A 26,042-nucleotide genomic window follows, 5' to 3' on the forward strand; every position below is an offset into this window, starting at 1 on the left:
CCTGCCATGCCCGAGCTGGTGTTCTTCTCCGGAACGATGGACTGCGGAAAGAGCACCCTGGCGCTCCAGATCGCCCACAACCGGGACGCGCGGGGCCTGCAGGGCGTCATCTTCACGCGGGACGACCGGGCGGGCGAGGGCAAGTTGTCCTCGCGCCTGGGGCTGGTGACGGAGGCGGTCGAGGCGCCGGAGGGCCTGGACCTCTACGCCTACCTGGTGGCCCAGCTCTCCCAGGGCGGCAAGGCCGACTACGTGATCGTGGACGAGGCGCAGTTCCTGGCCCCCGACCAGATCGACCAACTGGCCCGGATCGTGGACGACCTCGGCCTGGACGTCTTCGCCTTCGGCATCACGACCGACTTCCGCACGAAGCTCTTCCCCGGCTCGCAGCGCCTGATCGAGCTGGCGGACCGCCTGGAACAGCTCCAGGTCGAGGCCCTGTGCTGGTGCGGCGCCCGCGCCACGCACAACGCCCGGACGATAGACGGGGAGATGGTGGTCGAGGGCGCGCAGGTCGTCGTCGGCGACGTGAACCGCCCGGCGGGGGAGATCGGCTACGAGGTCCTCTGCCGCCGCCACCACCGCCGCCGCATGACGAGCGGTTCAGCCCGGGCCGGAGCCCTCTCCCCGGATGTCCTCCCGGTCAACCACGCTTGACAGCCCGCCGCATGATCGTTCCCGGGGTGATGTGCTCGCCGGGGACGGCAGCGTGTGGCCGAGTGCCTAGAAGACACCTGGTGTGTGCCGGGACGATACGCCTCTGACCTGTACGAACGCTGCGGCACACGACCAGTCGCCGAATCCTTCCGCCGTTCTCGGGAAACCGAAACCCTCGTCCGGTCCTGCGGCCCCACCTGCATTGTCAGTGGCTAGGGCTAGCGTCCATCCCGCATGGATTCGAGGGTGGGAGGGTGCTCGTGGGAGCCAAGACAGGCCTGCTGGCGTACGCGGACGGGGACATCCAGGCCGCTCCGCGTCTGGTGACCGCAGCCGGAATCGCGGAGACGACCGAACTCGTCGGGCGGCTGTACCCGGGCTGGGGCATGGAGGCCGCGGAGGGCGAGATCTTGGTTGAGAGCACCTATCCCGCCGACGGACTCACCTACGCCGCGAGCTTCCCGGGCGTGGACATCGTCTGCGACCGGCGCCTGATGATCGACCGTCCGTCGCAGCTGCCCGAGCACCTGGTCGCGGCGAGTGCCGGACGCAGGATGGTCCTGCACGCGATGCACAGCGTGGTGGACTGGCTCGCCTTCGCGGTCTGGGAGGACGGCCGGCTCGTCCGCTCGCTGAGCCTGTCGCCTGAGAGCGGCGTCATCGAGGACATCGGCGAGCCGTTCCCCTTCGAGGCTCCGTACTGGGCCGGTGACCACCCGGTGGGGATGGACCCGGACTGGGAGGACGAGGCACCGTATCCGCTGCCCTTCCACCCACTCGAACTCGGGGAAGAAGCTCTCCGCGCATTCTTTGGCTTCATCCTGGAAGGCTGGTCGGCCCCCGACGACATCGACGCGGACGAGCTTCGGCTCCACGGCTTCCGCCTCATGGCGCCAGGCGGCACCATGCCGGGAGCGTCCACTCGCTGACCATGGGTCACTACGTTTGTGTTGCCCGCCAGGCATCGGTGACGCAGCCCTCCTCCACGTGCCACCACTCCCTCGCCACACCGTGATTGAGAAGCCTCTGCACCTTGGCCAGGTCAGCCTCCGGCGGTACGTCGAGAGCCACCATGCCGAACCGGTCGATGCCCTCGCCGCCCACACCCAGCTCCGCGAACGTGTTGAGAACGCTCTGCCGAGCCGCGCCGGAGCCGTTGTCGCGCAGCACGATCAGCCGGATCGTGCAGTTCTGCGATGGCTGGAGCACCTTGCCGGCCCACCGGAGGCCGTCCTCGTCGGCGTGGGCGGAGAGGATGTCACCGGTGGCCACACCGCGTACGAACCAGGGCGTGTTGTCCAGCTGCACGGTGCCGTCGCGACGGTCTATTGCCCACGGGCTCTCCACTGAGGCAGGCGGCCAGTCACCCTTGACTTCAAGGCGGAAGTGCACCTTCACGTGCTTGGCCACGGGCTCCGTCTTCGGGCCAGGATGCATGATGGTTACTCCACTTCCGCAATGGCCTAATGGCGTGCCAGAGGATACGAGCTGGGGCCATCCGGGCACCGTTCGGGCGGGGTAGCAGCTCTGAACTTGGAGGAGCATTGCAGCAGCTCTACGTGGTGGGATTTGAAGTGACCAGTGTGCCGTCTACGGTTGATGCGCAGGGTCGCCAAGGGGCGGCCTTCGAGCAAGTTATAGCCCACGTGGCGCAGCACGCCGGGCCGGGCCATGGTCTGTCTCTCATGGACGGGCCGGGCCAGGTTGTGCGCGCAGGTCACGGGCCCGGCCGGCCCGAACAGCACGTGCGCTGGGTGCCGACGATCGTCAATACGTCCACGCGTGCACTGCGGATGGAGATTGAAAACGACCTATCGGCGGGTGGCCGGTTCTCATGCCAGATGACAGTCAGCGAAGCCGACGCAACTACAGGATTCCGAGTCGTGATGGGGCGACAGAGCGGGGGGCCTCTCGCACCTGCGACGGTGGAGACCCTGAAGCCCCCGAGAGCTCTGACAGCAGTCACACTGGACCCCTCACTCCGCTGCAAGGACGCCAACGACATCGTCGCCGCCTCGGTCGCGACGGCCCTGACGGCGCAGGTCCCCTCCATCCACGCCCATTTGGCCGACCCCCTCCGGCGCCTCCCCGTTCTGGTTGTTTCCTCCATGCGACCTACCGGTCCGTCTGCGGCTTTGGCACGTAAGGCGGCAGTTCGCCTCGTGGGGCTGGCGCACGTGGTCGTTGTCTCTGGATGGCTCGCCTTCGACGTCTTCAACTCGGGCAATGCTGGGCCGCTTCTCCCGCGGGAAGGTGCGCGACTCTATTGGCCGGGAACGGGTTCACTTCGATCCCCGTGGTGGGACTCTGCCGCCCTATCCGGTGACCACGAGGTGGTGCTCCGTGACCTGACACGGCTGTTGGCCCCACTCAGCGTGGCGGCCCGGGGTCGGGACCGTATCTGGGGGGCTGTGCGCGCGGCTCGGACTGATACGGAAACCGAAGCGCTGCTCGTAGAGCTTACGAAGGACGCAGCCAGCGCAGTTGACAAGGTTCGTGCCCTCCTGGAGGACGAGCGTGAGGATCAGCTCCACCTCCTCGAGAAGAACGAGGCCCTTGAGAAGAGGGTTGGCGACCTCGAAATTGACGTTGCGAATCTCGAGGCCAGGCTTGGAGCGGCGATCGAGCCGGCGGCAACAGAGCCCGAGACCATGCCGGTGCAGGCGTCTGCCGCGCAAGCCCGTGACTTCACCGATGACTGGGGTCGGTGGCAGCGGGAGTCTGGCGGGGCGATGGCCTTCACTGAGAGAGCTGTGGATGGCTGGGCCAAGTGCACGTACCCCATGCCGGAGCGGATGAGGGAAGCGCTGGACTCCTTGGCTGACCTGGCTGGCGAATGGAAGAGGCGGCGGGGGAAGGTCGGCACGTCGTTGGTCTCCTGGATCGGAGATCAGACTGCTCTGGTCTACGCGCCTTCAGACGAACGACTGCGCAGGAGCGGGAGACACGAATTCGACTTCGAGGGTCAGACGTGGGACCGGCAGCCGCACATCAAGCTGGACGACCATGTCACCCCGGACCGCGTGGGGCGGATCTACTTCGCCATCGACAGTGGCGGGCTCAGGTGGATCGTGGACCACGTGGGGTTGAAGCTTTACGGGCTCTGATCCTGGACTCGTGAGGAGCGCCGCTGCTTTCGGCTCGGGCTGTGAGGCCATCAACGCCCGCGCCACGCACAACGCGCGGACGATGGACGGGGAGATGGTGGTCGAGGGCGCGCAGGTCGTCGTCGGCGACGTGAACCGCCCGGCGGGGGAGATCGGCTACGAGGTCCTCTGCCGCCGCCACCACCGCCGCCGCATGACGAGCGGTTCAGCCCGGGCCGGAGCCCTCTCCCCGGATGTCCTCCCGGTCAACCACGCCTGATAGCCCGCCGGTGCCGCCCGCCGATGTCGATCAGGATATTGAGGGCGGGGAAGGCCGCCAGGGCGGAGGCCCGGCTCGCAGGCCGTCCCGACCCCGTCCCACCGGCCCCGCCCGGGCCCTTAGGATGCGGTGTTCATGATCGTCAGGGGGGCGATGCCGTGCGCACCTACGCGCGCAGGACCAGAAGACCGCGGAACGACGACGCCCGTTCGGGGTGCGTCGGGTTCCTCATGCTGCCGTTCGTGTTCGCCGCCCGGGTGCAGCGCCCCGCGCGGCACGGGCGGCTGATCGATCCACAGATCGAGGCCGCCAAGGTGGCCCGTACCGTCATCGGCCTGGTGGCCACCGGATGGCTGCTCTACTCGTACCCGCTGAGCCGGTCGGCGGGCTCGGTGGTGCAGGACAAGTTCGTCGAGTTCTTCCTCAGCGCGGGCGTGCTGCTGGTCCTCGTACCGATCGCGCTGGCCGCCTTCGTCCTCGGCGCCCGCCCACCCGGCCCCGCCTTCTACCGGGCGCGGCTGCGCGGACCGCTCTCCGCCCTCGGGGCGCTCTTCGGAACGGTCCTGCTCCTCCTGCTGGCCGGACCCGCCGGCACTCTGATGACGGCGGACTTCATGGGCGCCGCCGGGTCCGTCCTGAGCATCGTGTTCGGCGCCGTCTACCTGTTCGCGCTGCCCTTCGGCCTGGCCTCGGTCATGTACGGGGTCCACCACACCTTCCGCACCGCCGACGTCCACGAGGTGCTCCCGCCGCTGATATCGCCGGCCCTGGTGTGGGCGATGTGCGCGGTCCAGGTCTTCGACGCGCCGCCCGTGCACGCCCCGCTCGCCGTCCGGCTCCTCTTCCTGATCGGCCCGCCGCTGTCGGTGACCGCGCTGTCGGTGTGGGAACTGCGCCGGCTGCGCGTCCAGTACGGGCTCACCCTGCGCTCCGCGCTCGGCCGATAGGGGGAACGGCCCCGGCGGGCGCTGCCGGGGCCCGCAACCCCGGGCAGGGATCGGGCACCGGCCCGACCGAGGGGGAGCGCGCATGGACCGGCTGCGGGAGCACGTCTTCGAGCCGTACCCCGAGCTCCTCGTCTTCCTCACCGTCGCCGTCGGGTTCCAGATCGGGCGGATCCGCTACAAGACCTTCGCCGTCGGCGCCGTCACGGCTGCCTCGTCGCCGGACTGATCATCGGCTCGCAGACCCACGTGGAGATCACCGGGCCGATCAAGTCCCTCTTCTTCCTGATGTTCCTCTTCGCCCTCGGCTACGACGTCGGCCCCAAGTTCTTCCGTTCGCTGCGCAAGGACGCCGTCCCCCAACTGCTGCTCACCCTGGTCGTCCGCATCGGCGGCCTCGCCGGCTGCCGGCTGCTCGCCTCCCTGCTCGGCTACGGCCCGGGCCTGGCGGCGGGCCCGCGGACGGTGCTGATGGCGACGGTGTCGCCGAGGCGCAGCCGGGTCTCCGTGTCGTGCTCGATGATCTGCCCGGCGCGACGGACGCGGGTGATGCAGATCCGGCGACCTCGTCGCCTTCGACGTGCGCACCAGCGCGGCGACACCCTGGTTCGGTGATGCCGGGCGGTGCGCGCCTGCGGCGCACTGCCCGGCATCACCGGACCGGCCCCGCGTCACCTCACGCCGGACCGCCCTCGCCGTAGGACCGGATCAGGGAGAACACCGCCCCTTCCGGGTCCGCCACCGTGGCCAGCCGACCCCGGATCCGGTCCCGGGCGGGGGTGACGATCCGTCCGCCCAGGTCCACCACCCGATCGGCGGCCGCGTCCGGGTCGCTCACCTCGAAGTACGTCATCCAGTGCGGCCCCCGGTCGCTGGGCAGCGCCCGGCCGACTCCGTGCACGGCGGCGACCGGCCGGCCGGCCAGCAGCAGCGTCAGGTAGTCCAGGCCGCCGGGGCCCTCGGCGTACCGCTCGGCGTCAGGGCCCTTGTACTCCTCGGCCTCGTGCCCGAAGACGTACGCGTAGAACGTGCCGACCGCCACGCTCTCCCGGGTGAGCAACTCGTTCCACACCGGCGTGCCGGGCAGCCCGAACGGCCGCGCTCCCGGCCGGCCCCCGGCCTGCCAGATCCCGAAGATCGCGCCCAGCGGGTCGGAGCAGATCGCCATCCGCTCCACCGGCCCGGCGTCCAGGGGCCCCACCGCGACCGTGCCGCCGCAGGACCGGATCGCCTCGGCGCTCGCATCGGCGTCGTCGGTGGCGAAGTACGTGGTCCAGGCGACCGGAAGGTTGCTGTCCGGCGGCAGCTGGCCGATGCCCGCCACCTCGTCGCCGTCGAGGAACGCCCGGACGTACGGGCCGAGGTGCTGCGGCCCCGGCTCGTACTCCCAGCCGAAGAGGTCGGCGTAGAAGGCCTCGGTGCTCCCGAGACCGTGCGCCATGAGGCTCACCCAACAGGGTGTGCCGGGCGGGCGCCGCGAAGCCCGCGCTGCCTCGGTCATGTCAGCAGTCTCCTCCGTCTCGTCCCCGTACCCGCCCGATGCTTGCACCCCGGGACACCCGTCGCGCCCCGACCGGGCCGGGTCGTCCGGACCTGGCGGAGAGATGACCGAATCCCTGCGGCCCACTGGTGTCGGCCTCGGTACGCGGGCCCCGCGATGGGTGCAGGATGAGCCCATGACTGCGATTGTTTCGGCCTCCGAACTGATGGACGAGCTGGCAGGCCCCCGGCCCCCGGTGCTCCTGGACGTCCGCTGGCAGCTGGGCGGCCCCGACCAGCGCCCCGCCTACGAGGCGGGCCACCTCCCCGGCGCCGTGTACGTCGACCTCGACCGCGAACTGGCAGGTCCGCCCGGGTCGGGCGGACGCCACCCGCTGCCGGACCCGGAGGCCTTCGCGGCGGTCATGCGCCGCGCCGGCGTGGGCTCCGAGACCCCGGTGGTCGTCTACGACGGGGGTCAGGGCTGGGCCGCCGCCCGCGCCTGGTGGCTGTTGCGCTGGACGGGCCACCCGGCCGTGCGCGTCCTCGACGGCGGTCTCGCCTCCTGGACCGCGGCGGGTGCGGCGGTGACCTCCGACGTTCCGCACCCCACGGAAGGCGATTTCAAGCCAAACCCGGGTGCCCTGGACCTGCTGGACGCGGACGGGGCGGCCGCGCTGGCCCGCGCCGGACTCCTCCTGGACGCCCGGGCGGGGGAGCGCTACCGAGGCGAGGTCGAACCGATCGACCGGATCGGCGGTCACATCCCGGGCGCGGTCTCGGCCCCGACCACGGAGAACGTGACGCCGGACGGCCGGTTCCTGCCGACCGGAACGCTGCGCGCCCGCTTCGAGGCCCTGGGCGCCGACGGGAACACCCCGGTGGGCGTGTACTGCGGCTCGGGCGTCTCCGGGGCCCACGAGGTACTGGCCCTGGAGGTGGCCGGAATCCCGGCGGCCCTGTACGCGGGCAGCTGGTCCCATTGGTCCTCGGACCCGGAGCGCCCCGTGGCGACGGGGCCGGACCCGCAGTAGGGCGGGCGCCGGCCGGTGGGAGGCAGGCCGTGCCGCGGCGCCGCCGACGGGCGGCGGCACGGCACGGACCGCGCTACTCCTGCTTCTTGCGTCGGGTGCCGAAGACGATCTCGTCCCAACTGGGGACCGCGGCGCGGCGGCCCGGTCGGACCCCGTCGGCCTCGGCCTGACGGTCGGTCGTCCCGGTGAGCCGGTCGCGGTGGCCCGCCACCGTGCGCGGCATCAGCACGTCCGCGTACGCCGCACCGGCACCCGCCGACGCCGCCGGGGCCGGCGGCTCCTCCGCCTCGATCTCCTCGACCGGGGCCTCGACGCGTTCCGGGACGACCATGTCGCCGCGGAAACTCGGGACGGCTTCCAGCAGGCTGGTCAGCGTGTCCCGTTCCTCCTCGGGCTCGGGCGGGGGCGGCGTCCGGGTGTCGGGCCGCTCCAACTGGCGGTCCAGGGCCCGGTCCAGCGGCCGGTCCCGGGGAAGCCGGGCGATCCGCGGTACGAACGGGAAGCTCGGCTCCGGAGTCGCCGGCAGGTCGTCGGACTCGCCGATCAGGGACCGGGCCTCGTCGTCCACGGCCACGACCAGCCGGCGCGGCGGGTCGTACGTCCAGCTCGCCGAGTGCATTTCGGTGGCGACCCGGTAGACGAGGAGGACCTCCCAGGTGCCGTCGTCGCGGCGCCAGGAGTCCCATTGGACGGATTCCTTGTCGGCCCCGCGCAGGGTGAGCCGTTCCTGTACGGCCTCGCCGAGTTGGGGTCCGGTGTTCTCGCCGGGGCGGCGGACCGGCGTCTTGCGGGCGCGCTCGGCCATGAAGGCGCGCTCGGCCAGTACGGGGCCCTCGAAGCGGCGGACCCGGTCGACGGGGATGCCGGCGAGCTGGGCGACCTCCTCCGCGGAGGCACCGGCTCGTATGCGGGCCTGGATGTCTCGGGGGCGGAGGTGGCTCTCCACCTCGATCTCGATCTGGTTCAGGCGCGCGCGGTCATTGCGCACGGCAGCCCGCAGCCGCTCATCGATCGGAAGCGTGTACTCCGTGCTGTCCGCAGCCTTGAGCACCAGTCGTGTGCCGTCATTTGAGACGGCCACGACACGCAGTTCGGGCATGGGGACCTCCCGGGTGGTGCCTGCCGACGTCACGTGCGTCGCTGCTTCCGCTAGTCGAGTGTGGCCTGCCCGGGTGCAGCCTGCCACAACCTTGCCGTGTTAAACCGGCGTGTCGGGCAAGCGCCCTTGATCGACGTTATGGCACGGTTACCTGTTGGGCACGCACAGTGACCGCTTGATTACTGTGCGCAGCAGGAATCCGAGCAATACCGCGGCATCACCGGTCTTGAGTGCCGTTTCTCCATCAGTCGGCTCCCTCTCCCGAGCCCGGACATCCGAAAGGAAGGACGGCCCCAGGGCTCGCCACAGTACTCCATTCGGGCCACCGGGGTGGACCGCCGCGCCGCCGAAGTTGTCCCGGGCGGCGGGAGTTGGGCTGCCCGAAATCGGCTCCGAATCCGTGCCGGCCTGCGGGCGCGCCCGATTTCGGGTGTTGTGCTTCACAGAATCCCCAAAAACGGAACTTTCCCCTTCGCTCAGGTGTCAGTAACTGCTGACGGACCACGAGCGCGAGAGGCGTGACACACAGGGGATGGCGATGGGTCAGAAGACGGCAGGGGAAACCGGACCGGAGCAGGCGGACGAGGTCAAGAAGCTCGATCTGAGCGTCGCCCAGATCGCGGGGACCTCACTCGCCACGGTCGGCGCGGCGCTGCTCGCCTCACAGCTCGGCGTCTACGGGACCATCGTCGGCGCCGGCGTGGTCAGCGTGGTCGCCACCGCCGGCGGGCCCGTCATCGGACACGTCTTCCGGCGCACCGGCGACCAGTTGCGCGAGGGCGCCCGCCCCAGGGGCCGTCAGGTCCCGCCGCTGCCGGGGCCGGACGCCCGGACGGCGGTGCTGCCGGCCGCCGCCGAGCCGGCGGGGGAGTTCGGCGAGGCCACCGTGCACGGCACCCGCGTACGGGGCTGGAAGCGCACGGCGGTGGCCTCGGCGGCCGCCTTCGTCGTCGCCATCGGCGGACTCGGGACGTACGAGGCCCTCGCCGGCACCTCCGTGAGCAAGGGCGGCGACACCCTCCTGTCCGCCGGTACCCGCAAGGCCGCCGACCACCGCCCAGCCCCGCCCGGGACGGGGCCGGGCGCGGGGGAGGAGGACGGCGAGCGGGGCGGCGGCGGGAAGGAGACCGGGGACGGGCGGAGCCCCGGGTCCGGGAGTTCGCCGAGCCCCTCGCCCTCGCACGGCGACGGGAGCCGCAGCCCCGAACCCGGCACCTCCCCGTCGGGCGACCCGTCGCCGCCGGTGTCCCCGAGCCCGTCGCGCACGCCGAGCGGCAAGTCGTCGTCCCCGTCGGCCCCGGGGCCGACGCCCGGCGCTTCGGGCGGCGCCACCGGCGGCGCCGGTTCCGCGCCGGGGGCGCCGGAGCCGAGCGGCTCCTGACCGACCGTCGGCGCGGTCAGGCTCCCAGGACGCGCCGCAGGTAGTCGTTGCCGAACAGCCGGTCCGGGTCGAGCCGGTCGCGCAGCGCGGTGAACTCGCCGAAGCGCGGGTAGACCCCGGCGAGGTACTCCGCGTCCCGGGTGTGCACCTTGCCCCAGTGCGGCCGACCGCCGTACTCGGTGAAGATCCGCTCGGCCGCCGTGAAGTAGGCCTGGTACGGGGTCCCCCGGTACATGTGCACCGCGATGTAGGCGCTCTCGCGCCCCGAGGCCGTCGACAGGGTGATGTCGTCCGCCGGAGCCGTGCGCACCTCCACCGGGAAACTGATCCGCAGCCCCGAGCGGTCGACCACGGACTTCAGCTCCCGCAGCGCCTCGACGGCGCGCTCGCGGGGCAGCGCGTACTCCATCTCCACGAACCGCACCCGGCGCGGGCTGGTGAACACCTTGTACGGGATGTCCGTGTAGGTGCGGGCCGACAGGGCGCGGCTGGCCACCTTGGCGATGCCGGGGATGGCCGCGGGCACCGCGCGACCCAGGGAGTTGACGGCCTGGAAGACGCCGTTGGACAGCAGCTCGTCCTCGATCCAGGCGCTGACCGGTCCGGGCGGGGCCGCGGGGCCCTGGCTGCGGTTGTTCCGCTTGGTGTTGCAGTTGCCGGTGTGCGGGAACCAGTAGAACTCGAAGTGCTCGTTCTCCGCGACGTGCTCGTCGAACTCGGCGGTCACCCGGTCGAAGCCCATGGGCTCCTCACGGGCGGTCAGGAAGAACAGCGGCTCCACGGCGAGGGTCAGCGAGGTGATGACGCCGAGCGCGCCGATGCCGAGCCGGGCGGCGGCGAAGACGTCCGGGTTCTCCTTCTCGGAGCAGTGCAGCAGCCGCCCGTCCGCGGTGACCAGGTCCAGGGCACGGATCTGCGCGGCGATGGAGGCGGAGTCGCGGCCCGTACCGTGCGTGCCGGTGCTGGTGGCGCCGGAGACGGTCTGCTCCATGATGTCGCCCATGTTCGTGAGCGACAGGCCCTGCGCCGCGAGGGCCAGGTTGAGGTCCTTCAGGACCGTGCCGGCCGCCACCGTGACGGTGCCGGCCGTCCGGTCGACCTCCTGGATGCCGGCCAGCGACTGCGGCCGCAGGAGCACGCCGTCGGTCGCGGCCGCCGCGGTGAAGGAGTGGCCGGTGCCGACCGCCTTCACCCGAAGCCCCTGTTCGGCGGCCCGGCGGACCGCCTCCTGAAGCTCGCCGACCGAGGTCGGTGTCACCACGCGGGTGGGCCTGGACCGGACGTTGCCCGCCCAGTTACGCCACTCGCCCGGCCCGCTCTTCCCCGCCGTCCGCACTGTCGGTGTCTGCGCCATCGCTAGAGGGCTCCTCCCCTTGCGCCGGCCTCGTCAGCCGGCGGTAACCCGCGAACGCCACCGCCGCCGCGGCCGCTCCCGCCGTGATGGAGACGACGTACCCCCGCTGCGCGCCGGCCGCGTCGATGACCAGACCGGTCACCGAGGAGCCGACGGCGACGCCGACCGCGAGCCCGGTGCTGATCCAGGTCATGCCCTCGGTGAGCTTCGCGCGAGGTACGTGCGCCTCGATCAGGGCCATCGTGGTGATCATCGTGGGAGCGATGGCGAGGCCCGAGACGAAGAGCGCCGCGGCCAGAAACGGAAGGTTCCCGGCCAGTAGGAGGGGGATCATACTCACGGCCATCGCACATACGCCCAGTACCCAGCGGGGTTCGGTCCGCCCCTTGAGATGGAGCAGGCCGAACACGATTCCGGCGAGGCAGGAGCCGAGGGCCCAGATGGCCAGCACGAAGCTGGCCGAGGACTTGCTGCCCTGCTCCTCGGCGAAGGCCAGGGTGGAGACGTCGATGGAGCCGAAGATCGCTCCGGTGGCCACGAACGTGGCCGTCAGCACCTGGAGTCCGGGGGAGCGCAGGGCCGAGGTGCGGTCGGTGTCCGCGCCGCGCGGGTGCGGCTCGGGCTCGGTGTCCCGCTGCGCGGTGAGCAGCCAGACGCCGACGAGCAGGCAGACGGCGGCGATCAGCGGGCCGGCCTCGGGGAACCAGATGGTGGACAGCCCGATGGCGAGGATCGGGCCGAAGATGAAGCAGACCTCGTCGATCACGGACTCGAAGGAGTACGCGGTGTGCAGCTCGCGCGGGGAGTCGCGGTAGATCGCGGTCCACCGGGCCCGGATCATCGAGCCGACGCTGGGCACGCAGCCGGCGACGACGGCGCACACGAACAGGGTCCAGTCCGGCCAGCCGTTGGCCGCGGCCAGCAGCATGACGGCGACGGCCAGGACGGAGACCAGCGTGGCGGGCCGCAGCACCCGGCGCTGCCCGTACTGGTCGACCAGGCGGGAGATCTGCGGGCCGAGGACGGCGGCGGAGAGGGCGAGCGCGCCGGTCAGGGCGCTGGCCATCGCGTAGCGGCCGGTGATCTCGGAGATCATGGTGAGGATGCCGACGCCCACCATGGAGAGCGGCAGGCGGCCTATGAGGCCCGCGGCACTGAACCCCTTGGTGCCGGGAGCAGCGAAGATCGCGCGGTAGGGACTGGGCAAGGGATCTCCGTAAGGGACGTCGTTCGCCCCCACAGATTACGGGCGGCGACGCGGAGCCCGCACGGGGACCGCCCGGCGGCCGACGTCCCGGGCGACTCGACCTGATGTTTCTTAGGTTCACCTTACCTGCGACGCGTCCGGGACGCGGCCCCGGCCGCTTCTCGTCGGCGGAGCCGTGGTGGCAGGATTCGAGGCATGTCAGACCAGCTCCGTGCCCCCGAAGCGCCCGTGGCCGAAGGCCCCGCCGCCCCCTACGACGCCCTCCTGCTGCTGTCCTTCGGCGGCCCCGAGGGACCCGACGACGTCGTGCCGTTCCTGGAGAACGTCACGCGCGGGCGCGGCATCCCGCGCGAGCGGCTGAAGGAGGTCGGGCAGCACTACTTCGGCTTCGGCGGGGTCAGCCCCATCAACGGGCAGAACCGTGAACTGCTGGACGCGCTGCGCAAGGACCTCGCCGAACACGGGCTGGACCTGCCGGTGTACTGGGGCAACCGCAACTGGGCGCCGTACCTGACCGACGTGCTGCGGGAGATGGCCGCCGACGGCCGTCGCCGCATCGCGGTCCTGGCGACCAGCGCGTACGCCTCGTACTCGGGCTGCCGGCAGTACCGGGAGAACCTGGCCGACGCCCTCGCCGCGCTCGCCGACGAGGGCGTGACCGAACTGCCCCGGGTGGACAAACTGCGGCACTACTTCAACCACCCCGGCTTCGTGGAGCCCATGATCGACGGGGTGCTCACCGCGCTGGCCGCCCTGTCCGATCAGGTGCGCGACGGGGCCCACCTGGTGTTCACCACGCACTCCATCCCCACCGCCGCCGCCGACGCCTCCGGCCCGACCGAGGAGCACGGCGGGGGCGGCGCGTACGTCAAGCAGCACCTGGACGTCGCGAAGGTGATCGTGGACGCCGTGCGGGAGCGGACGGGCGTCGAACGGCCCTGGGAGCTGGTCTACCAATCCCGCAGCGGCGCCCCGCACGTCCCCTGGCTGGAGCCGGACATCTGCGACCACCTGGAAGCGCTGCACGCCGCGGGCGCCCCGGCGGCGGTGATGGTGCCGATCGGCTTCGTGTCGGACCACATGGAGGTCCTGTACGACCTGGACACCGAGGCGACGACGAAGGCGGCCGAACTGGGCCTGCCGATCGCCCGTTCGGCCACGGTCGGCGCCGACCCGCGGTTCGCCGCGGCGGTCCGAGACCTCGTCCTGGAGCGGGCGGCCGGCGAGCGCGGCGAGCGCGTCGAGCGGTGCGCGCTCGGTCTGCTGGGGCCCTCTCACGACCTGTGCGCCGTGGGCTGCTGCCCGGCGCGGGCACCGCGGCCGGCGGCCGCGGGCGCCGACAGTCCCTACGCGTAGCCGACCAGGGGAGAAACGTTGATTTCCGAAGAGCTCAAGGCCGAACTGCTCGACGTGGGCCTGGAGGCCGCCCGGCGCGCCGGTGAACTCCTGCGGGACGGCCGACCCGCCGACCTGGCGGTGGCCGCCACCAAGAGCAGCCCGATCGACGTGGTGACCGAGATGGACATCGCGGCCGAGAAGCTGATCACCGGCATCCTCGCCGAACGCCGGCCCGCGGACGGCCTGCTGGGCGAGGAGGGCGCCGACAGCGCCGGCACCAGCGGGGTGCGCTGGGTCATCGACCCGCTCGACGGCACCGTGAACTACCTCTACGGGCTGCCCAGCTGGGGCGTGTCCATCGCGGCCGAGTACCGGGGCGAGACCGTGGTCGGCGTCGTGGAGGCGCCGATGCGCGGGGAAACGTTCCGGGCCGTCCTCGGCGGCGGGGCCTGGCTGGGCGCCGCCCGACTGGCCTGCCGGCCGGCCGCGCCGCTGGACCAGGCGCTGATCGGGACCGGCTTCGGCTACGTCCAGACCCGACGGGCCCACCAGGCCGCGGTCGCGGCGCGGATCATTCCGCGGGTGCGCGACATCCGCCGGGGCGGATCGGCGGCCCTGGACCTGTGCGACGTGGCCGCCGGCCGCATGGACGGGCACTACGAGCGCGGGCTGAACCCCTGGGACCTGGCGGCCGGCGACCTGATCGCCCGCGAGGCCGGCGCCCTCAGCGGCGGCAGGCCGGGCGAGCGGGCCTCCACGGAGCTGGCGCTGGTGGCCTCGCCGGCCGTCTTCGCCTCGCTCCAGCCGCTGCTGGAGGAAGCCGGCGCCTGGCACGACTGACGCCGGGACCGGGAACGAGTCGGCCCCGGCTGCCGAATGCGGCGGCCGGGGCCGGAAGCTGCGGGTCACGAGGTGCTGCGGTGGTGCGGCTCTCGATGGTGCGGGCCGTCCCGGTGGTGCGTACCGCTGGGGTGCTTGGGGTCGCGTGGTCAGGCCGCCGTGACGGGGACGCCGTGCTCCGCGGCGAGGCGCTGGAGATCCTCCAGTTCGGCCTGTTCCACGTCCGCGAGGAAGTCGTCGCCCGTTTCCCGGGCCTTGCTGAGGTCCGACTGGGTGTTCCTGATGCGCTGCAGGAGACCCGAGCTGAATGCGTCCATGGTGGGTGCGCCCCCTCTTCGTGGGCCGGCGGCGGACGAGCGCGTGTCGATCCGCCGTCAAGGAATGGTTGGGGTGTGGTGAGGTCCTCCCCGGCGCCCTGGTCCCAGAAACCTCGTAGGACGAGGGAATCCTCACGTCCGCGGCCCCCTCCCGGGCCCCCGCGGGGGCGCCCAGCGGCGCCTTACAGCCGGTTTACGGCTGAAACCGGCAGGATGGGCGGGCCATACACGTGTGCCCTTCTGGGCTCGAAGGAAGGAAACGACGTGCGCGTACTCGTCGTCGAGGACGAGCAGCTGCTCGCCGATGCGGTGGCCACCGGCCTGCGCCGGGAGGCCATGGCCGTGGACGTCGTGTACGACGGCGCCGCCGCCCTGGAGCGCGTCGGGGTGAACGACTACGACGTCGTCGTGCTCGACCGTGACCTTCCGCTGGTGCACGGCGATGACGTCTGCCGGAAGATCGTCGAGCTGGGCATGCCCACCCGGGTGCTCATGCTGACCGCCTCCGGCGACGTAAGCGACCGGGTCGAGGGCCTGGAGCTCGGCGCCGACGACTACCTGCCCAAGCCCTTCGCCTTCACCGAGCTGACCGCCCGCGTGCGCGCCCTGGGGCGGCGTACGACGGTGGCGCTGCCGCCCGTCCTGGAGCGGGCCGGGATCAAGCTCGACCCGAACCGGCGCGAGGTGTTCCGCGACGGCCGGGAAGTGCAACTGGCGCCGAAGGAGTTCGCGGTGCTGGAGGTCCTCATGCGCAGCGAGGGGACCGTGGTGTCCGCCGAGCAGCTCCTGGAGAAGGCCTGGGACGAGAACACCGACCCCTTCACCAACGTGGTCCGGGTGACCGTCATGACCCTGCGCCGCAAGCTCGGCGAGCCGCCGGTCATCGTGACCGTCCCCGGTTCGGGATACCGGATCTGACGCGGGTGGCAGCGACCCCGGCGCCACCGGCGGCGCCACCGAAACCCACCTGGGACCCCGGCCAGGCCGAGGGTCCCTTCCCGTGGCTGCGCCCGACCATCCGGATACGGCTCACCCTGTTGTACGGCGGCATGTTCCTCATCGCGGGCATCCTGCTGCTGTCGATCATCTACCTGCTGGCCGCGCAGGCCCTGCGGGAGGGCAACGCCCTCCCGTTCAAGATCGTCGGCGGCCAGAAGGTCGAGGTGTCCAGCAGCACATGTCCCGGTGTGGTCGGCATCGACCAGTCCTTCGACCAGTTCAACGCCGCCATCGGCAAGTGCATCATCGAACAGCGCCGGCACGCGCTGGACGATCTGCTGAGCCGGTCGCTGATGGCCCTGCTGGGCTTGAGCATCATCGCCTTCGCCTTCGGCTACGCGATGGCCGGCCGGGTGCTCTCGCCGCTGGGCAAGATCACCCGTACCGCCCGCCGGGTCGTCGGCTCCGACCTGACCCGGCGGATCGAGCTGGACGGGCCGGACGACGAGCTCAAGGAGCTCGCCGACACCTTCGACGAGATGCTCGACCGCCTGGAGCGGGCCTTCACGGCGCAGCAGCGCTTCGTGGCCAACGCCTCGCACGAGTTGCGGACCCCGCTGGCCATCAACCGGACGTTGCTGGAGGTGCACCTCTCGGATCCCGGGGCGCCGGTGGAACTCCAACAGCTCGGCAAGACGCTGCTGGCCACCAACGAGCGCAGCGAGCAGCTCGTCGAGGGCCTGCTGCTGTTGGCCCGCAGCGAGAACCAGATCGTCGAGCGCAAGCCCGTCGACCTGGCGGAGGTCGCTTCGCGCGCCATCGACCAGGCGCGCGGGGAGGCCCAGGCCAAGGGCGTGGAGGTGCGCGGCGAGCGCGCGTTGGTCGTGGTGCAGGGCAACGGCGTCCTGTTGGAGCGGATCGCCCTCAACCTGGTGCAGAACGCCGTCCGGTACAACGTCCCGGAGGGCGGCTGGGTGGAGGTCACGACCGAGGCCCAGCACGGCCAAGCGGTGCTCCTGGTATCGAACACGGGTCCCGTTGTTCCCGCGTACGAGGTGGACAACCTGTTCGAGCCCTTCAGGCGGCTGCGTACGGAGCGAACGGGCAGCGACAAGGGTGTGGGCCTCGGTCTGTCGATCGCGCGCTCCGTGGCCCGCGCTCACGGCGGTCGCATCCAGGCGACGCCCCGCGAGGGTGGTGGCCTGGTGATGCGTGTCACGTTGCCCCTTTGATCCACTGGGGGTGCGTTCGCTGTGAGCGGAACCACCCGGGAGGATGGTGGACGGTAGTTGTGTGATCGATCACATTGTCGAGTGTCGGGTCATGTGCGTTCAGTGACCCCGAGGCGGCCGGAAAGCCCGGGAAGTCCGGGTTTCCGGCCCCCCTGATGGCGGGAATCACACGGGGTGGCGTTTGTGCATGACGCCCCCCGGACCGTGTACGGTCCCGCTCGTCATCCCAGCTACAAGCCCTTCGGGCGTGCGGCTGGGTGTCGATTGAGTAACAGACCTTGATGTGAGGCAAAATCTCCGCCTCAGGTCGGGCACAAGTCCGGCCTCTCGCGCGTTACGTGCGCTGAGACACCGCTAAATCCCAGAGGGGGAGAGCGAAAAAATGGCAACGGACTACGACACCCCGCGCAAGACCGATGACGACGTCGACAACGACAGCATCGAGGAGCTGAAGGCCCGGCGCAGCGAGAAGTCCTCGTCAGTCGTCGACGTCGACGACTTCGACGGGGCCGAGAGCCTCGAACTGCCCGGCGCGGACCTTTCCAACGAGGAACTGGCCGTCCGGGTGCTGCCCAAGCAGGCCGATGAGTTCACCTGCATGAGCTGCTTCCTGGTGCACCACCGCAGTCAGCTGGCGCGCGAGAAGAACGGTCAGCCGATCTGCCGCGACTGCGACTGAGGCCTCGGCCGTGACGGGCTCGACGCCGTTTCGGAAGCGACGCTTCCGTAAATCTGGCGGTCAGGCGGAGACGCAGGCGGCAGCCACGGACCCGGTAACGGGCCCTGGGGCCTCCGGCGGCTCGGCCATCGAGAGGACTGCCGTGCCCAGCGACACCGCCCCCGCGGTGCCGTCGGACACGGACGTCGACGACAAGCCCCGGCACCTGTCCGGGGTGCGTCCGGTGCAGGCCGTCAGGAACGGCGTGCGCAGGGGCGGCGAGAGCGTGAAGGCCGCCGCCCTGTACATCAGCGACCGGATCATCGAGAACGCCCCGCGCGTTCCGGTGCGGGACCTCGCGACACTGCGCGCGCAGTTCCCGGACCTCGGTCCCGATCAGCTCGCCGACAAGCTGATCGCCGGCGCCGCCAACGCCACGTCCACCGTGGGCGCGGGCATCGGCGCCGCGGCGATGCTGCCGGTTCCGCCCGCCATGCCGGCGGAGCTGGCCGCGGAGATCACCGGCGTGGCGGTGATCGAGCTGAAGCTCATCGCCGAACTCCACGAGGTCTACGGACTCCGCCCGCCGGGGAACCTGAAGGAGCGCAGCCTCGCCTACCTCACGTCGTGGACGGAGGAGCGCGGGGTGGACCTGACCAAGCCGACGACGCTCAACGTGGCGCTGGGCGGTCAGATGAAGCGCGAACTGCGCCAACAGATCATGAAGCGGATGTTCCGCAACCTGCCGAACCTGATGCCCTTCATGGTGGGCGCCGCCGTCGGCGCCGTCATGAACCGCAAGGACACTAGGAAGCTCGCCGAGAAGGTGCGTGGGGACCTGCGCGGTCGCGCCGTGCCCTGGAGTGCCCTCCCGGCCCTGCCGCCCCTGGAACGGCCCTCCGGGCCCCTTCCCGAGGCCGCCAGGATCGCACTGGAAGGCCCCCCGGCACGCGGCGACGACTGAGGCCGGCCCCCGAGGGCGCCGGCCCCCGCGTTCAGGCCCCGGCGGGGGCCGCCTTCGCCGCCCGGATCGCCGCCGACAGGGCCTGAGGCTCCCGGGTGGAGAGGTAGACGTACGGGGTCGGGTCCGCCGGGTCCGTCACCTCGACGCGGACCGCCGTCGGCACGTAGCTGCGCATCAGCATGAACGCGCGGGTGTCGGCCTTGTACGTGCGCCAGGCGCGGGCTTCCTCCGCGTCCAGGACCTCGGGCTCGCCCAGAGCGCTCACCGGGATCCGGGCGGTGCCCGCCGCCAGCGAACCGTTCACCACGCGCACGCGCGCGGAACCGTACGAACTCACCAGCAGGCCCGTCAGCGCCGAGCCGCCGATCAGCCCCGCGAGCAGCGGCGTCGTCCCGAGCGGGAAGAGCATCAGCGCGCACGCGAGGCCCGCCAGCACGACGATGCCCCACCAGGAGCGGGGAGCGGACAGGCGTTCGTCGTGGTGCGCGGGGGAGAGCTGCATACGGGCAAGCCTGCCACGAGGCGACCGGCGGGTAGCCGCGCGGGTAAGGTCTGCGGCTGTGAGTGGACGAAACACAGCGTTGACGCCCCCGGCCGATGCCGCCGCACCGGTCCGGCACCCCGACGCGCCGGCACCCGGCGAGCTCCTCGGCGCGCACTACGAACACTGTTTCGGCTGCGGCGGCGGACAGCCGCACGGCCTCCACCTGGAGGCCCGCGCCGGCGAGGGCGTACGCGTCACCGCCGAGTTCACCGTCCGTCCCGCTCATCAGGGCGCGCCCGGCCTCGCCCACGGCGGCGTGCTGGCCACCGCGCTCGACGAGACGCTGGGCTCCCTGAACTGGCTGCTGCGGCTCATAGCCGTCACCGGCCGGTTGGAGACCGACTTCCTGCGGCCCGTCCCCGTGGACACCGTGCTGCACCTGGAGGCGGAGGTCACCGCCGTGGCCGGGCGGAAGATCTACTCCACGGCCGTCGGCCGGATCGGCGGCCCGCAGGGCCCGATCGCGGTCCGGGCGGACGCCCTCTTCATCGAAGTGAAGGTCGACCACTTCATCGACAACGGTCGGCCCGAGGAGATCCGGGCGGCGATGGCCGACCCGGACCAGGTCAGGCGCGCACGCGCCTTCGAGGTGAACCCCTGATGTCCCAGAACACCCATGCGCCCCGCCATGACGTCGACGTGCTGATCCGCAGGGTCGACCCCGAGGTGCCCCTGCCCGCCTACGGCCACCCCGGTGACGCGGGCTGCGACCTGGTCACCACCGTGGCCGCGGAACTGGCGCCCGGCGAGCGGACCGTCCTGCCCACCGGTGTCTCGATCGCCCTGCCCGATGGGTACGCCGCGTTCGTCCACCCCCGCTCCGGCCTGGCCGCCCGCTGCGGGCTCGCGCTCGTGAATGCCCCGGGGACGGTGGATGCCGGGTACCGTGGGGAAATCAAGGTGATCGTGGTCAATCTCGACCCTCGCGAGAGCGTCAGGTTCGAGCGTTTCGACCGCATTGCCCAGCTGGTTGTCCAGCGGGTCGAGAAGGTGCGCTTCCACGAGGTGGAGGAGCTTCCCGGCTCGGCCCGGGCCGACGGGGGGTTCGGCTCCACCGGCGGTCATGCGGCCGTGGCCGGATCCGGCGCTGGTCAGCAGGGTGGGAATGGCTACGCTTCGGTCGTAACCGACCGGGAAGGACAGTGACGTGTTCGGACGTCGCAAGAAGAACGACTCCGTCAAGGACGGCGGCGCGGCCGAGCAGGTCGACGGCGTGCGCGCCGATGAGCCGGACGACGCCGACGAGCTCGGCTCCGCCAAGCCGCGCAGGATGAACCTGCCGCCGGCCCCGCGGCCCGACGGCCCGTGGGACGTCGCCGAGGTGCTCGGCGACCCGGCCGACGGCCGCGTCGACCTGGGCGGCATCCTCGTGCCCGGTGTCGAGGGCATGGAACTGCGCGTCGAGGTCGCCGGTGACGCGATCGTGGCCGCCACCGTCGTCCTCGGGGACAGCGCGGTGCAGTTGCAGGCCTTCGCCGCCCCCAAGAAGGAGGGCATCTGGGGCGAGGTCCGTGACGAGATCGCCACGGGCATCACCCAGCAGGGCGGCATCATCGACGAGGTCCAGGGCCCCCTCGGCTGGGAACTGCGGGCGCAGGTGCCCGTACCCCTGCCGGACGGCCAGACCGGCGCCCAGCTGGTGCGATTCATCGGCGTCGACGGTCCCCGCTGGTTCCTGCGCGGTGTCATCTCCGGCCAGGGCGCGGTGCGCCCCGAGTCGGCCGGTGTGCTGGAGCAGATCTTCCGGGACACCGTGGTGCTGCGCGGCGACGGCCCGATGGCCCCCCGTGACCCGATCGTCCTGAAGCTGCCGAACGACGCCCAGATGGTGCCGGACGGCGTGCAGACCGCCGAGGACCAGGAGGGCTCCCGCTTCTCCGGCGGCATGGGCCAGCTGGAGCGCGGCCCGGAGATCACCGAGGTCCGCTGATCCCACGAGCAGTCCGCCGGCGGGCGGGTCGCGCTCCCTTCGGGGGGCGGGCCCGCCCGCGCGCGTTTTCGGCCACCGCCGGCGCCCGCGGCGGCGGGCGGGCGCGCGTCAGGGATGCGTCAGGGATGGGCGCACGGCGGCCCATCGGTGCGTGAACAGCGGTGACGTCCCCGAGAATGGGCGCATGGGACGCGGCAGGCTCAGGATCTATCTCGGCGCGGCGCCCGGCGTGGGCAAGACGTACGCCATGCTCTCGGAGGGCCACCGCCGGGTGGAGCGGGGCGGCGACTGCGTCGTCGGCTTCGTCGAGCACCACGGGCGACCGCGCACCGAGGTCATGCTGCACGGCCTCGAACAGGTCCCGCGCCGGGAGCTGCTCCACCGCGGCGCCGCCTTCACGGAGATGGACGTGGACGCGCTGCTCGCCCGCCGACCCGCCGTGGCGCTGGTGGACGAACTGGCGCACACCAACGTGCCCGGCTCCCGCAACGCCAAGCGCTGGCAGGACGTCGAGGAGCTGCTGCGGGCCGGCGTCGACGTGGTGTCCACGGTCAACATCCAACACCTGGAGTCCCTCGGGGACGTGGTCGAGGCGATCACGGGCGTCCGGCAGCGGGAGACGGTGCCGGACGAGGTGGTGCGGCGGGCCGACCAGGTCGAGCTCGTCGACATGTCCCCGCAGGCCCTGCGCCGGCGGATGGCGCACGGGAACATATACAAGCCCGACAAGGTCGACGCGGCCCTGTCCAACTACTTCCGCCCCGGCAACCTCACGGCGCTGCGCGAACTCGCGCTGCTGTGGGTGGCCGACCGGGCCGACGAGTACCTCCAGCAGTACCGGGGCGAGCACGACATCCGCTCCACCTGGCAGGCGCGCGAGCGGATCGTCGTCGGGCTCACCGGCGGGCCGGAGGGGCGCACGCTGATCCGTCGCGCCTCCCGGGTGGCGGCGAAGGGCTCCGGCAGCGAGATCCTCGCCGTCTACATCGCCCGCAGCGACGGCCTGACCTCCGCCTCCCCGAAGGAACTCGCGGTTCAGCGGACCTTGGTCGAGGACCTTGGCGGAACGTTTCACCATGTGATCGGGGACAACGTCCCCGACGGCCTCCTCGCCTTCGCCCGCGGGGTCAACGCCACCCAGATCGTCCTCGGCTCCAGCCGCCGCAAGGCCTGGCAGTACGTCCTCGGTCCCGGAGTCGGTGCCACCGTGGCCCGCGACTCGGGTCCCGACCTGGACGTCCACATCGTCACCCACGAGGAGGTCGCCAAGGGGCGCGGACTGCCCGTCGTCCGCTCGGCGGCCCGCCTCGGCAGGCCCCGCATCGTGGCCGGCTGGCTGGTCGGGGCGCTCTGCCCGGTCCTCCTGTGCCTCCTGCTCACGCACATCGACACCGATCCCGGCCTCGCCAACGACATGCTGCTGTTCCTGGCGCTGACCGTGGCGTCCGCGCTGCTCGGCGGCCTGTGGCCGGCCCTCGCCTCCGCCGCCATCGGCTCGTTGCTGCTGAACTGGTTCTTCGCCCCGCCGCTGCACCGGCTCACCGTCGCCGACCCCCGCAACATCATGGCCATCGCGGTGTTCTTCGGAGTCGCCGTGTCCGTCGCCTCCGTCGTTGACCTGGCCGCCCGGCGCACCCACCAGGCCGCGCGGCTGCGCGCCGAGTCCGAGATCCTCTCCTTCCTCGCCGGGAGCGTGCTGCGCGGCGAGACCGCCCTGGGGGCGCTGCTGGAGCGGGTACGGGAGACCTTCGCGATGGAGTCCGTCGCGCTGCTGGAGCGGCAGGGCGACGTCGAACCCTGGACCCGGGCCGGCAGCGTCGGACCCAACCCGGCGGCCCGGCCCGAGGACGCCGACGTGGACATGCCGATCGGGGACCACATGGCACTGGCCCTGTCCGGGCGGGTCCTGCCCGCGGAGGACCGCCGGGTGCTCGGCGCCTTCGCCGCCCAGGCCGCCGTCGTACTGGACCGCCAGCGGCTCGTCGGAGAGGCCGAGGAGGCCCGCCGGCTCGCCGAGGGCAACCGGATCCGTACCGCGCTGCTCGCCGCCGTCAGCCACGACCTGCGCACGCCGCTCGCCTCCATCAAGGCGTCCGTCAGCTCCCTGCGCTCCGACGACGTCGAGTGGTCCGAGGAGGACCGGGCGGAACTGCTGGAGGGCATCGAGGACGGCGCCGACCGGCTCGACCACCTGGTGGGCAACCTGCTCGACATGTCCCGGCTCCAGACCGGGACGGTGACCCCGCTGATCCGCGAGATCGACCTCGACGAGGTGGTCCCGATGGCGCTGGGCGGCGTACCGGAGGACAGCGTGCTGCTCGACGTGCCCGAGACCCTGCCCATGGTGGCGGTGGACCCGGGGCTGCTGGAGCGGACCGTGGCCAACGTGGTGGAGAACGCCGTCAAGTACAGCCCGGTCGGGCAGCCCGTGCTCGTCGCCGCCAGTTTCCTCGGCGACCGGGTCGAGGTACGGGTCGTCGACCGCGGCCGGGGGGTCCCCGACGAGGCCAAGGACCGCATCTTCGCCCCCTTCCAGCGCTACGGGGACGCCCCCCGCGGCGCCGGCGTGGGCCTCGGCCTCGCCGTCGCCCGGGGCTTCGCCGAGGCCATGGGCGGCAGCCTCGCCGCCGAGGACACCCCCGGCGGCGGGCTGACGATGGTGCTCACCCTGCGCGCGGCCGGCCGGGACCGGCCGCCGCCCGACGGCCCGCCGGCCGCGACCCGGGCCGGATCCCCGCGTGTGGACCCGGCAGCCGACCCCGAACGACAGAAAGCAGGACCCCGATGACCCGGGTGCTCGTGGTGGACGACGAACCGCAGATCGTCCGGGCCCTCGTGATCAACCTCAAGGCGCGTCGCTACGAGGTCGACGCCGCCTCCGACGGCGCGGGAGCCCTGGAGCTCGCCGCCGCCCGCCACCCCGACGTGGTCGTCCTCGACCTCGGGCTGCCCGACATGGACGGGATCGAGGTGATCAGGGGGCTGCGCGGTTGGACCCGGGTGCCGATCCTCGTGCTCTCCGCCCGCCACACCTCCGACGAGAAGGTCGAGGCCCTCGACGCGGGCGCCGACGACTACGTCACCAAGCCCTTCGGCATGGACGAACTGCTGGCGCGGCTGCGCGCCGCCGTCCGCCGGGCCGAACCCGCGGCCGGCGCGGGCGGGGACGAGGTGATCGTGCGGACCGAGGGGTTCACCGTCGACCTCGCCGCCAAGAAGGCGGTGCGCGCGGGGCGCGACGTACGCCTGACCCCCACCGAGTGGCACCTGCTGGAGGTGCTGGTCCGCAACGGCGGGAAGCTGGTCAGCCAGAAGCAGCTCCTCCAGGAGGTCTGGGGGCCCTCCTACGGCACGGAGACCAACTACCTGCGGGTCTACATGGCCCAACTGCGCCGCAAGCTGGAGGCCGACCCCTCGCACCCGCGGCACTTCATCACCGAGCCGGGCATGGGATACCGCTTCGAGAGGTAGCGGGGGCGCCGGTAGGCTTCCCGTATGAGTGCTGAACCGCGTCCAGACAAGCCCCAGAAGCCGGCCAGGCCGGCGGGCCGGTTCCGCCGGATGATGGAGCGGCTGTCCACCTCCCAGGAGGAGCTGCATTCGGCGGAGCTGCAGGAGGACGCAGAAGCGGCTGGGTGCACGCGGATCTGCGACTGCCACGACCGCCAGATAGTCAAGGTGACGGGCACCCTGCGGACCGTCACCCTGAGGCCGCGCGCGGGAGTGCCCGCACTGGAAGCGGAACTGTTCGACGGCTCGGCCGCGCTGGACGTGGTGTGGCTCGGACGTCGCTCGATCGTGGGAATCGAGCCCGGGCGGCGCATGATCGCCTCCGGGCGGATCTCGATGAGTCATGGGCGCCGGGTGCTCTTCAACCCGAAGTACGAACTCCGACCGCTCGGACAGGAGCACTGACGGTGACGTCACTCGACAAGCCCACCACGCCCGAGGGCCCGGTGGGGGACGACCAGAAGGCCGTGACGCAGGCGGCGCTGTTCGACGCCTTCGGCGGCATCCGCGGGACCGTGGAGACGATGCTCCCCGGCCTGCTGTTCGTCATGATCTACACGATCAACAAGGACGTGAAGTCGTCCGCCATCGCGGCGGGCGCGGTCGCGGTCCTCCTCGTGGTCGTGCGGCTGTTGCGCAAGGACACCGTCAAGCACGCCTTCAGCGGCGTCTTCGGCGTCGGCGTGGGCGTGGCCTTCGCCCTGTTCACGGGCGACGCCAAGGGCTTCTACCTGCCCGGCATGATCTACGGCGCCGGTCTCGGCGTCGCGTTCACCGTCTCCGCGCTGGCCGGCTTCCCGTTGCTCGGCGTCATGCTCGGACCGGTCTTCAAGGAGAACCTGTCCTGGCGCACCCGCAACCCCGGGCGCAAGAAGGCGTACACGAAGGCCAGCCTGGCCTGGGGCCTGATCTTCCTGGCCAAGTACGCGATCCTCTTCCCGCTGTACTGGTGGGGCGACGCGACCCAGCTGGGCTGGGTCCTGATCGCGCTCAAACTCCCGCCGATGGTGCTGGCCGTCTACTTCACCTGGCTGTTCCTGGCGAAGGCGCCGCCGCCGATCGACGTCATCGCCGAGTACGAGGCCGAGGAGGCCGCCGAGAAGGCGGCCAAGGCGGCGCGCGAACGCGGGGTCTGACGCGGCCCCGCACCGCGGGTGTACGCCGAAGGGGCGGAGCGGCCGACCGTCGCCGAAGGGGCGGAGCGGCCGACCGGCTGCTCCGCCCCTTCGGCGTACGCGGGTTCGGGTTC

28 protein-coding genes and 1 pseudogene are annotated in these 26,042 nt (G+C 71.8%); 22 read left to right on the forward strand and 7 right to left on the reverse strand.

What is annotated here, in order from left to right:
- The first annotated feature begins 6 nt into the window (after positions 1–6).
- A complete protein-coding gene (locus ACZ4XJ_RS23275) occupies positions 7–657 on the forward strand; it encodes a thymidine kinase (protein ID WP_468497207.1) in 651 nt (216 codons plus the stop codon).
- Positions 658–917: 260 nt separating this feature from the next.
- A complete protein-coding gene (locus ACZ4XJ_RS23280) occupies positions 918–1,586 on the forward strand; it encodes a DUF6928 family protein (protein ID WP_468497208.1) in 669 nt (222 codons plus the stop codon).
- 10 nt (positions 1,587–1,596) lie between these two features.
- On the opposite strand, the gene ACZ4XJ_RS23285 is transcribed toward ACZ4XJ_RS23280, so the two are convergent.
- The gene (locus ACZ4XJ_RS23285; RefSeq protein WP_468497209.1) at positions 1,597–2,067 is read right to left on the reverse strand and encodes a DUF4265 domain-containing protein; all 471 of its coding nucleotides are present in this window, start codon (positions 2,065–2,067) and stop codon (positions 1,597–1,599) included.
- Positions 2,068–2,582: 515 nt separating this feature from the next.
- On the opposite strand from ACZ4XJ_RS23285, the gene ACZ4XJ_RS23290 reads away from it, so the two are divergent.
- The 5 genes and pseudogenes from ACZ4XJ_RS23290 (at position 2,583) to ACZ4XJ_RS23310 (ending at position 5,582) form a co-directional block, all read left to right on the forward strand.
- Positions 2,583–3,764 carry a hypothetical protein gene (locus ACZ4XJ_RS23290; RefSeq protein ID WP_362877995.1) on the forward strand — a complete coding sequence of 394 codons (1,182 nt, stop codon included), beginning with the start codon at positions 2,583–2,585 and terminating at the stop codon, positions 3,762–3,764.
- Between the two features lie 55 nt (positions 3,765–3,819).
- Positions 3,820–4,023, forward strand: a pseudogene (locus ACZ4XJ_RS23295) (thymidine kinase); the annotation flags it as partial.
- 230 nt (positions 4,024–4,253) lie between these two features.
- The gene (locus ACZ4XJ_RS23300; protein WP_468497210.1) at positions 4,254–4,970 is read left to right on the forward strand and encodes a hypothetical protein; all 717 of its coding nucleotides are present in this window, start codon (positions 4,254–4,256) and stop codon (positions 4,968–4,970) included.
- 82 nt (positions 4,971–5,052) lie between these two features.
- Positions 5,053–5,196: a hypothetical protein gene (locus ACZ4XJ_RS23305; RefSeq protein ID WP_362877997.1), complete on the forward strand. Its 144-nt coding sequence runs from the start codon at positions 5,053–5,055 to the stop codon at positions 5,194–5,196.
- A gap of 20 nt (positions 5,197–5,216) precedes the next feature.
- On the forward strand, positions 5,217–5,582 hold the full coding sequence (locus tag ACZ4XJ_RS23310) for an aspartate-alanine antiporter-like transporter (RefSeq protein ID WP_468497211.1): 366 nt from the start codon (positions 5,217–5,219) through the stop codon (positions 5,580–5,582).
- Between the two features lie 61 nt (positions 5,583–5,643).
- Here ACZ4XJ_RS23310 and ACZ4XJ_RS23315 read toward each other — a convergent pair whose 3' ends face one another.
- Positions 5,644–6,468, reverse strand: coding sequence for a VOC family protein (locus ACZ4XJ_RS23315; RefSeq protein ID WP_362877999.1), 825 nt, complete (start codon positions 6,466–6,468; stop codon positions 5,644–5,646).
- A 175-nt stretch (positions 6,469–6,643) separates the two neighbouring features.
- Between ACZ4XJ_RS23315 and ACZ4XJ_RS23320 the strand changes: the two genes are divergently transcribed.
- A complete protein-coding gene (locus ACZ4XJ_RS23320) occupies positions 6,644–7,480 on the forward strand; it encodes a sulfurtransferase (protein WP_468497212.1) in 837 nt (278 codons plus the stop codon).
- Between the two features lie 73 nt (positions 7,481–7,553).
- Here the strand turns inward: ACZ4XJ_RS23320 and sepH are convergent, their stop codons facing one another.
- The gene (gene sepH, locus ACZ4XJ_RS23325) at positions 7,554–8,579 is read right to left on the reverse strand and encodes a septation protein SepH (protein WP_362878001.1); all 1,026 of its coding nucleotides are present in this window, start codon (positions 8,577–8,579) and stop codon (positions 7,554–7,556) included.
- 538 nt (positions 8,580–9,117) lie between these two features.
- Between sepH and ACZ4XJ_RS23330 the strand changes: the two genes are divergently transcribed.
- Positions 9,118–9,960: a hypothetical protein gene (locus ACZ4XJ_RS23330; protein WP_468497213.1), complete on the forward strand. Its 843-nt coding sequence runs from the start codon at positions 9,118–9,120 to the stop codon at positions 9,958–9,960.
- A gap of 16 nt (positions 9,961–9,976) precedes the next feature.
- Here ACZ4XJ_RS23330 and ACZ4XJ_RS23335 read toward each other — a convergent pair whose 3' ends face one another.
- Together ACZ4XJ_RS23335 and ACZ4XJ_RS23340 are read right to left on the reverse strand one after the other, a co-directional pair.
- The gene (locus tag ACZ4XJ_RS23335; protein WP_468497214.1) at positions 9,977–11,314 is read right to left on the reverse strand and encodes a D-arabinono-1,4-lactone oxidase; all 1,338 of its coding nucleotides are present in this window, start codon (positions 11,312–11,314) and stop codon (positions 9,977–9,979) included.
- Positions 11,256–12,521, reverse strand: a complete 1,266-nt coding sequence (locus tag ACZ4XJ_RS23340; protein WP_362878004.1) for an MFS transporter — start codon at positions 12,519–12,521, stop codon at positions 11,256–11,258. Before ACZ4XJ_RS23340 ends, ACZ4XJ_RS23335 begins: the two co-directional genes overlap by 59 nt.
- A 195-nt stretch (positions 12,522–12,716) precedes the next feature.
- On the opposite strand from ACZ4XJ_RS23340, the gene ACZ4XJ_RS23345 reads away from it, so the two are divergent.
- The gene (locus ACZ4XJ_RS23345) at positions 12,717–13,877 is read left to right on the forward strand and encodes a ferrochelatase (RefSeq protein WP_468497215.1); all 1,161 of its coding nucleotides are present in this window, start codon (positions 12,717–12,719) and stop codon (positions 13,875–13,877) included.
- An 18-nt stretch (positions 13,878–13,895) separates the two neighbouring features.
- On the forward strand, positions 13,896–14,699 hold the full coding sequence (locus tag ACZ4XJ_RS23350; protein ID WP_384003637.1) for an inositol monophosphatase family protein: 804 nt from the start codon (positions 13,896–13,898) through the stop codon (positions 14,697–14,699).
- A gap of 149 nt (positions 14,700–14,848) precedes the next feature.
- Here ACZ4XJ_RS23350 and ACZ4XJ_RS23355 read toward each other — a convergent pair whose 3' ends face one another.
- Positions 14,849–15,016: a hypothetical protein gene (locus ACZ4XJ_RS23355; RefSeq protein ID WP_362878006.1), complete on the reverse strand. Its 168-nt coding sequence runs from the start codon at positions 15,014–15,016 to the stop codon at positions 14,849–14,851.
- 264 nt (positions 15,017–15,280) lie between these two features.
- On the opposite strand from ACZ4XJ_RS23355, the gene ACZ4XJ_RS23360 reads away from it, so the two are divergent.
- From ACZ4XJ_RS23360 to ACZ4XJ_RS23375, 4 genes are all read left to right on the forward strand, one after another.
- Positions 15,281–15,934: a response regulator transcription factor gene (locus tag ACZ4XJ_RS23360; protein ID WP_281206972.1), complete on the forward strand. Its 654-nt coding sequence runs from the start codon at positions 15,281–15,283 to the stop codon at positions 15,932–15,934.
- Between the two features lie 5 nt (positions 15,935–15,939).
- A complete protein-coding gene (locus tag ACZ4XJ_RS23365; RefSeq protein ID WP_362878007.1) occupies positions 15,940–17,187 on the forward strand; it encodes a sensor histidine kinase in 1,248 nt (415 codons plus the stop codon).
- Positions 17,188–17,569: 382 nt separating this feature from the next.
- A complete protein-coding gene (locus ACZ4XJ_RS23370) occupies positions 17,570–17,866 on the forward strand; it encodes a DUF4193 domain-containing protein (RefSeq protein ID WP_362878008.1) in 297 nt (98 codons plus the stop codon).
- 10 nt (positions 17,867–17,876) lie between these two features.
- Positions 17,877–18,809 (forward strand): hypothetical protein, encoded by a 933-nt coding sequence (locus ACZ4XJ_RS23375; protein ID WP_362878009.1) that lies wholly within the window; start codon positions 17,877–17,879, stop codon positions 18,807–18,809.
- 31 nt (positions 18,810–18,840) lie between these two features.
- Here ACZ4XJ_RS23375 and ACZ4XJ_RS23380 read toward each other — a convergent pair whose 3' ends face one another.
- Positions 18,841–19,311 (reverse strand): DUF3093 domain-containing protein, encoded by a 471-nt coding sequence (locus tag ACZ4XJ_RS23380; protein WP_362878010.1) that lies wholly within the window; start codon positions 19,309–19,311, stop codon positions 18,841–18,843.
- 58 nt (positions 19,312–19,369) lie between these two features.
- On the opposite strand from ACZ4XJ_RS23380, the gene ACZ4XJ_RS23385 reads away from it, so the two are divergent.
- The 7 genes from ACZ4XJ_RS23385 (at position 19,370) to ACZ4XJ_RS23415 (ending at position 25,929) form a co-directional block, all read left to right on the forward strand.
- Complete coding sequence (locus tag ACZ4XJ_RS23385) at positions 19,370–19,954, forward strand: PaaI family thioesterase (RefSeq protein ID WP_362878011.1); 585 nt, start codon at positions 19,370–19,372, stop codon at positions 19,952–19,954.
- Positions 19,954–20,499: a dUTP diphosphatase gene (gene dut / locus ACZ4XJ_RS23390; RefSeq protein ID WP_362878012.1), complete on the forward strand. Its 546-nt coding sequence runs from the start codon at positions 19,954–19,956 to the stop codon at positions 20,497–20,499. Before ACZ4XJ_RS23385 ends, dut begins: the two co-directional genes overlap by 1 nt.
- 1 nt (position 20,500) lies before the next feature.
- Entirely contained in the window at positions 20,501–21,283 is a 783-nt protein-coding gene (locus ACZ4XJ_RS23395) for a DUF3710 domain-containing protein (protein ID WP_362878013.1), read from the forward strand.
- Between the two features lie 184 nt (positions 21,284–21,467).
- Complete coding sequence (locus ACZ4XJ_RS23400; RefSeq protein ID WP_468497216.1) at positions 21,468–24,071, forward strand: DUF4118 domain-containing protein; 2,604 nt, start codon at positions 21,468–21,470, stop codon at positions 24,069–24,071.
- Positions 24,068–24,754, forward strand: coding sequence for a response regulator (locus tag ACZ4XJ_RS23405; protein WP_362878015.1), 687 nt, complete (start codon positions 24,068–24,070; stop codon positions 24,752–24,754). Before ACZ4XJ_RS23400 ends, ACZ4XJ_RS23405 begins: the two co-directional genes overlap by 4 nt.
- 24 nt (positions 24,755–24,778) lie before the next feature.
- On the forward strand, positions 24,779–25,198 hold the full coding sequence (locus ACZ4XJ_RS23410) for an OB-fold nucleic acid binding domain-containing protein (protein WP_362878016.1): 420 nt from the start codon (positions 24,779–24,781) through the stop codon (positions 25,196–25,198).
- Positions 25,199–25,200: 2 nt separating this feature from the next.
- On the forward strand, positions 25,201–25,929 hold the full coding sequence (locus tag ACZ4XJ_RS23415) for a DUF3159 domain-containing protein (RefSeq protein ID WP_362878017.1): 729 nt from the start codon (positions 25,201–25,203) through the stop codon (positions 25,927–25,929).
- Positions 25,930–26,042 lie beyond the last annotated feature (113 nt).

It is taken from the genome of Streptomyces sp. NPDC029836, from assembly GCF_055574495.1.

What these genes read in the sequence shown, in the direction of transcription:
- ACZ4XJ_RS23320 (WP_468497212.1), top strand. Translation starts at nt 6,644, where the DNA reads ATGACTGCGATTGTTTCGGCCTCCGAACTGATGGACGAGCTGGCAGGC.
- ACZ4XJ_RS23315 (WP_362877999.1), bottom strand. Translation starts at nt 6,468, where the DNA reads ATGACCGAGGCAGCGCGGGCTTCGCGGCGCCCGCCCGGCACACCCTGT.
- ACZ4XJ_RS23355 (WP_362878006.1), bottom strand. Translation starts at nt 15,016, where the DNA reads ATGGACGCATTCAGCTCGGGTCTCCTGCAGCGCATCAGGAACACCCAG.
- ACZ4XJ_RS23380 (WP_362878010.1), bottom strand. Translation starts at nt 19,311, where the DNA reads ATGCAGCTCTCCCCCGCGCACCACGACGAACGCCTGTCCGCTCCCCGC.
- ACZ4XJ_RS23300 (WP_468497210.1), top strand. Translation starts at nt 4,254, where the DNA reads ATGCTGCCGTTCGTGTTCGCCGCCCGGGTGCAGCGCCCCGCGCGGCAC.
- ACZ4XJ_RS23330 (WP_468497213.1), top strand. Translation starts at nt 9,118, where the DNA reads ATGGGTCAGAAGACGGCAGGGGAAACCGGACCGGAGCAGGCGGACGAG.
- ACZ4XJ_RS23275 (WP_468497207.1), top strand. Translation starts at nt 7, where the DNA reads ATGCCCGAGCTGGTGTTCTTCTCCGGAACGATGGACTGCGGAAAGAGC.
- dut (WP_362878012.1), top strand. Translation starts at nt 19,954, where the DNA reads ATGTCCCAGAACACCCATGCGCCCCGCCATGACGTCGACGTGCTGATC.
- sepH (WP_362878001.1), bottom strand. Translation starts at nt 8,579, where the DNA reads ATGCCCGAACTGCGTGTCGTGGCCGTCTCAAATGACGGCACACGACTG.
- ACZ4XJ_RS23345 (WP_468497215.1), top strand. Translation starts at nt 12,717, where the DNA reads ATGTCAGACCAGCTCCGTGCCCCCGAAGCGCCCGTGGCCGAAGGCCCC.
- ACZ4XJ_RS23305 (WP_362877997.1), top strand. Translation starts at nt 5,053, where the DNA reads ATGGACCGGCTGCGGGAGCACGTCTTCGAGCCGTACCCCGAGCTCCTC.
- ACZ4XJ_RS23335 (WP_468497214.1), bottom strand. Translation starts at nt 11,314, where the DNA reads ATGGCGCAGACACCGACAGTGCGGACGGCGGGGAAGAGCGGGCCGGGC.
- ACZ4XJ_RS23400 (WP_468497216.1), top strand. Translation starts at nt 21,468, where the DNA reads ATGGGACGCGGCAGGCTCAGGATCTATCTCGGCGCGGCGCCCGGCGTG.
- ACZ4XJ_RS23405 (WP_362878015.1), top strand. Translation starts at nt 24,068, where the DNA reads ATGACCCGGGTGCTCGTGGTGGACGACGAACCGCAGATCGTCCGGGCC.
- ACZ4XJ_RS23370 (WP_362878008.1), top strand. Translation starts at nt 17,570, where the DNA reads ATGGCAACGGACTACGACACCCCGCGCAAGACCGATGACGACGTCGAC.
- ACZ4XJ_RS23410 (WP_362878016.1), top strand. Translation starts at nt 24,779, where the DNA reads ATGAGTGCTGAACCGCGTCCAGACAAGCCCCAGAAGCCGGCCAGGCCG.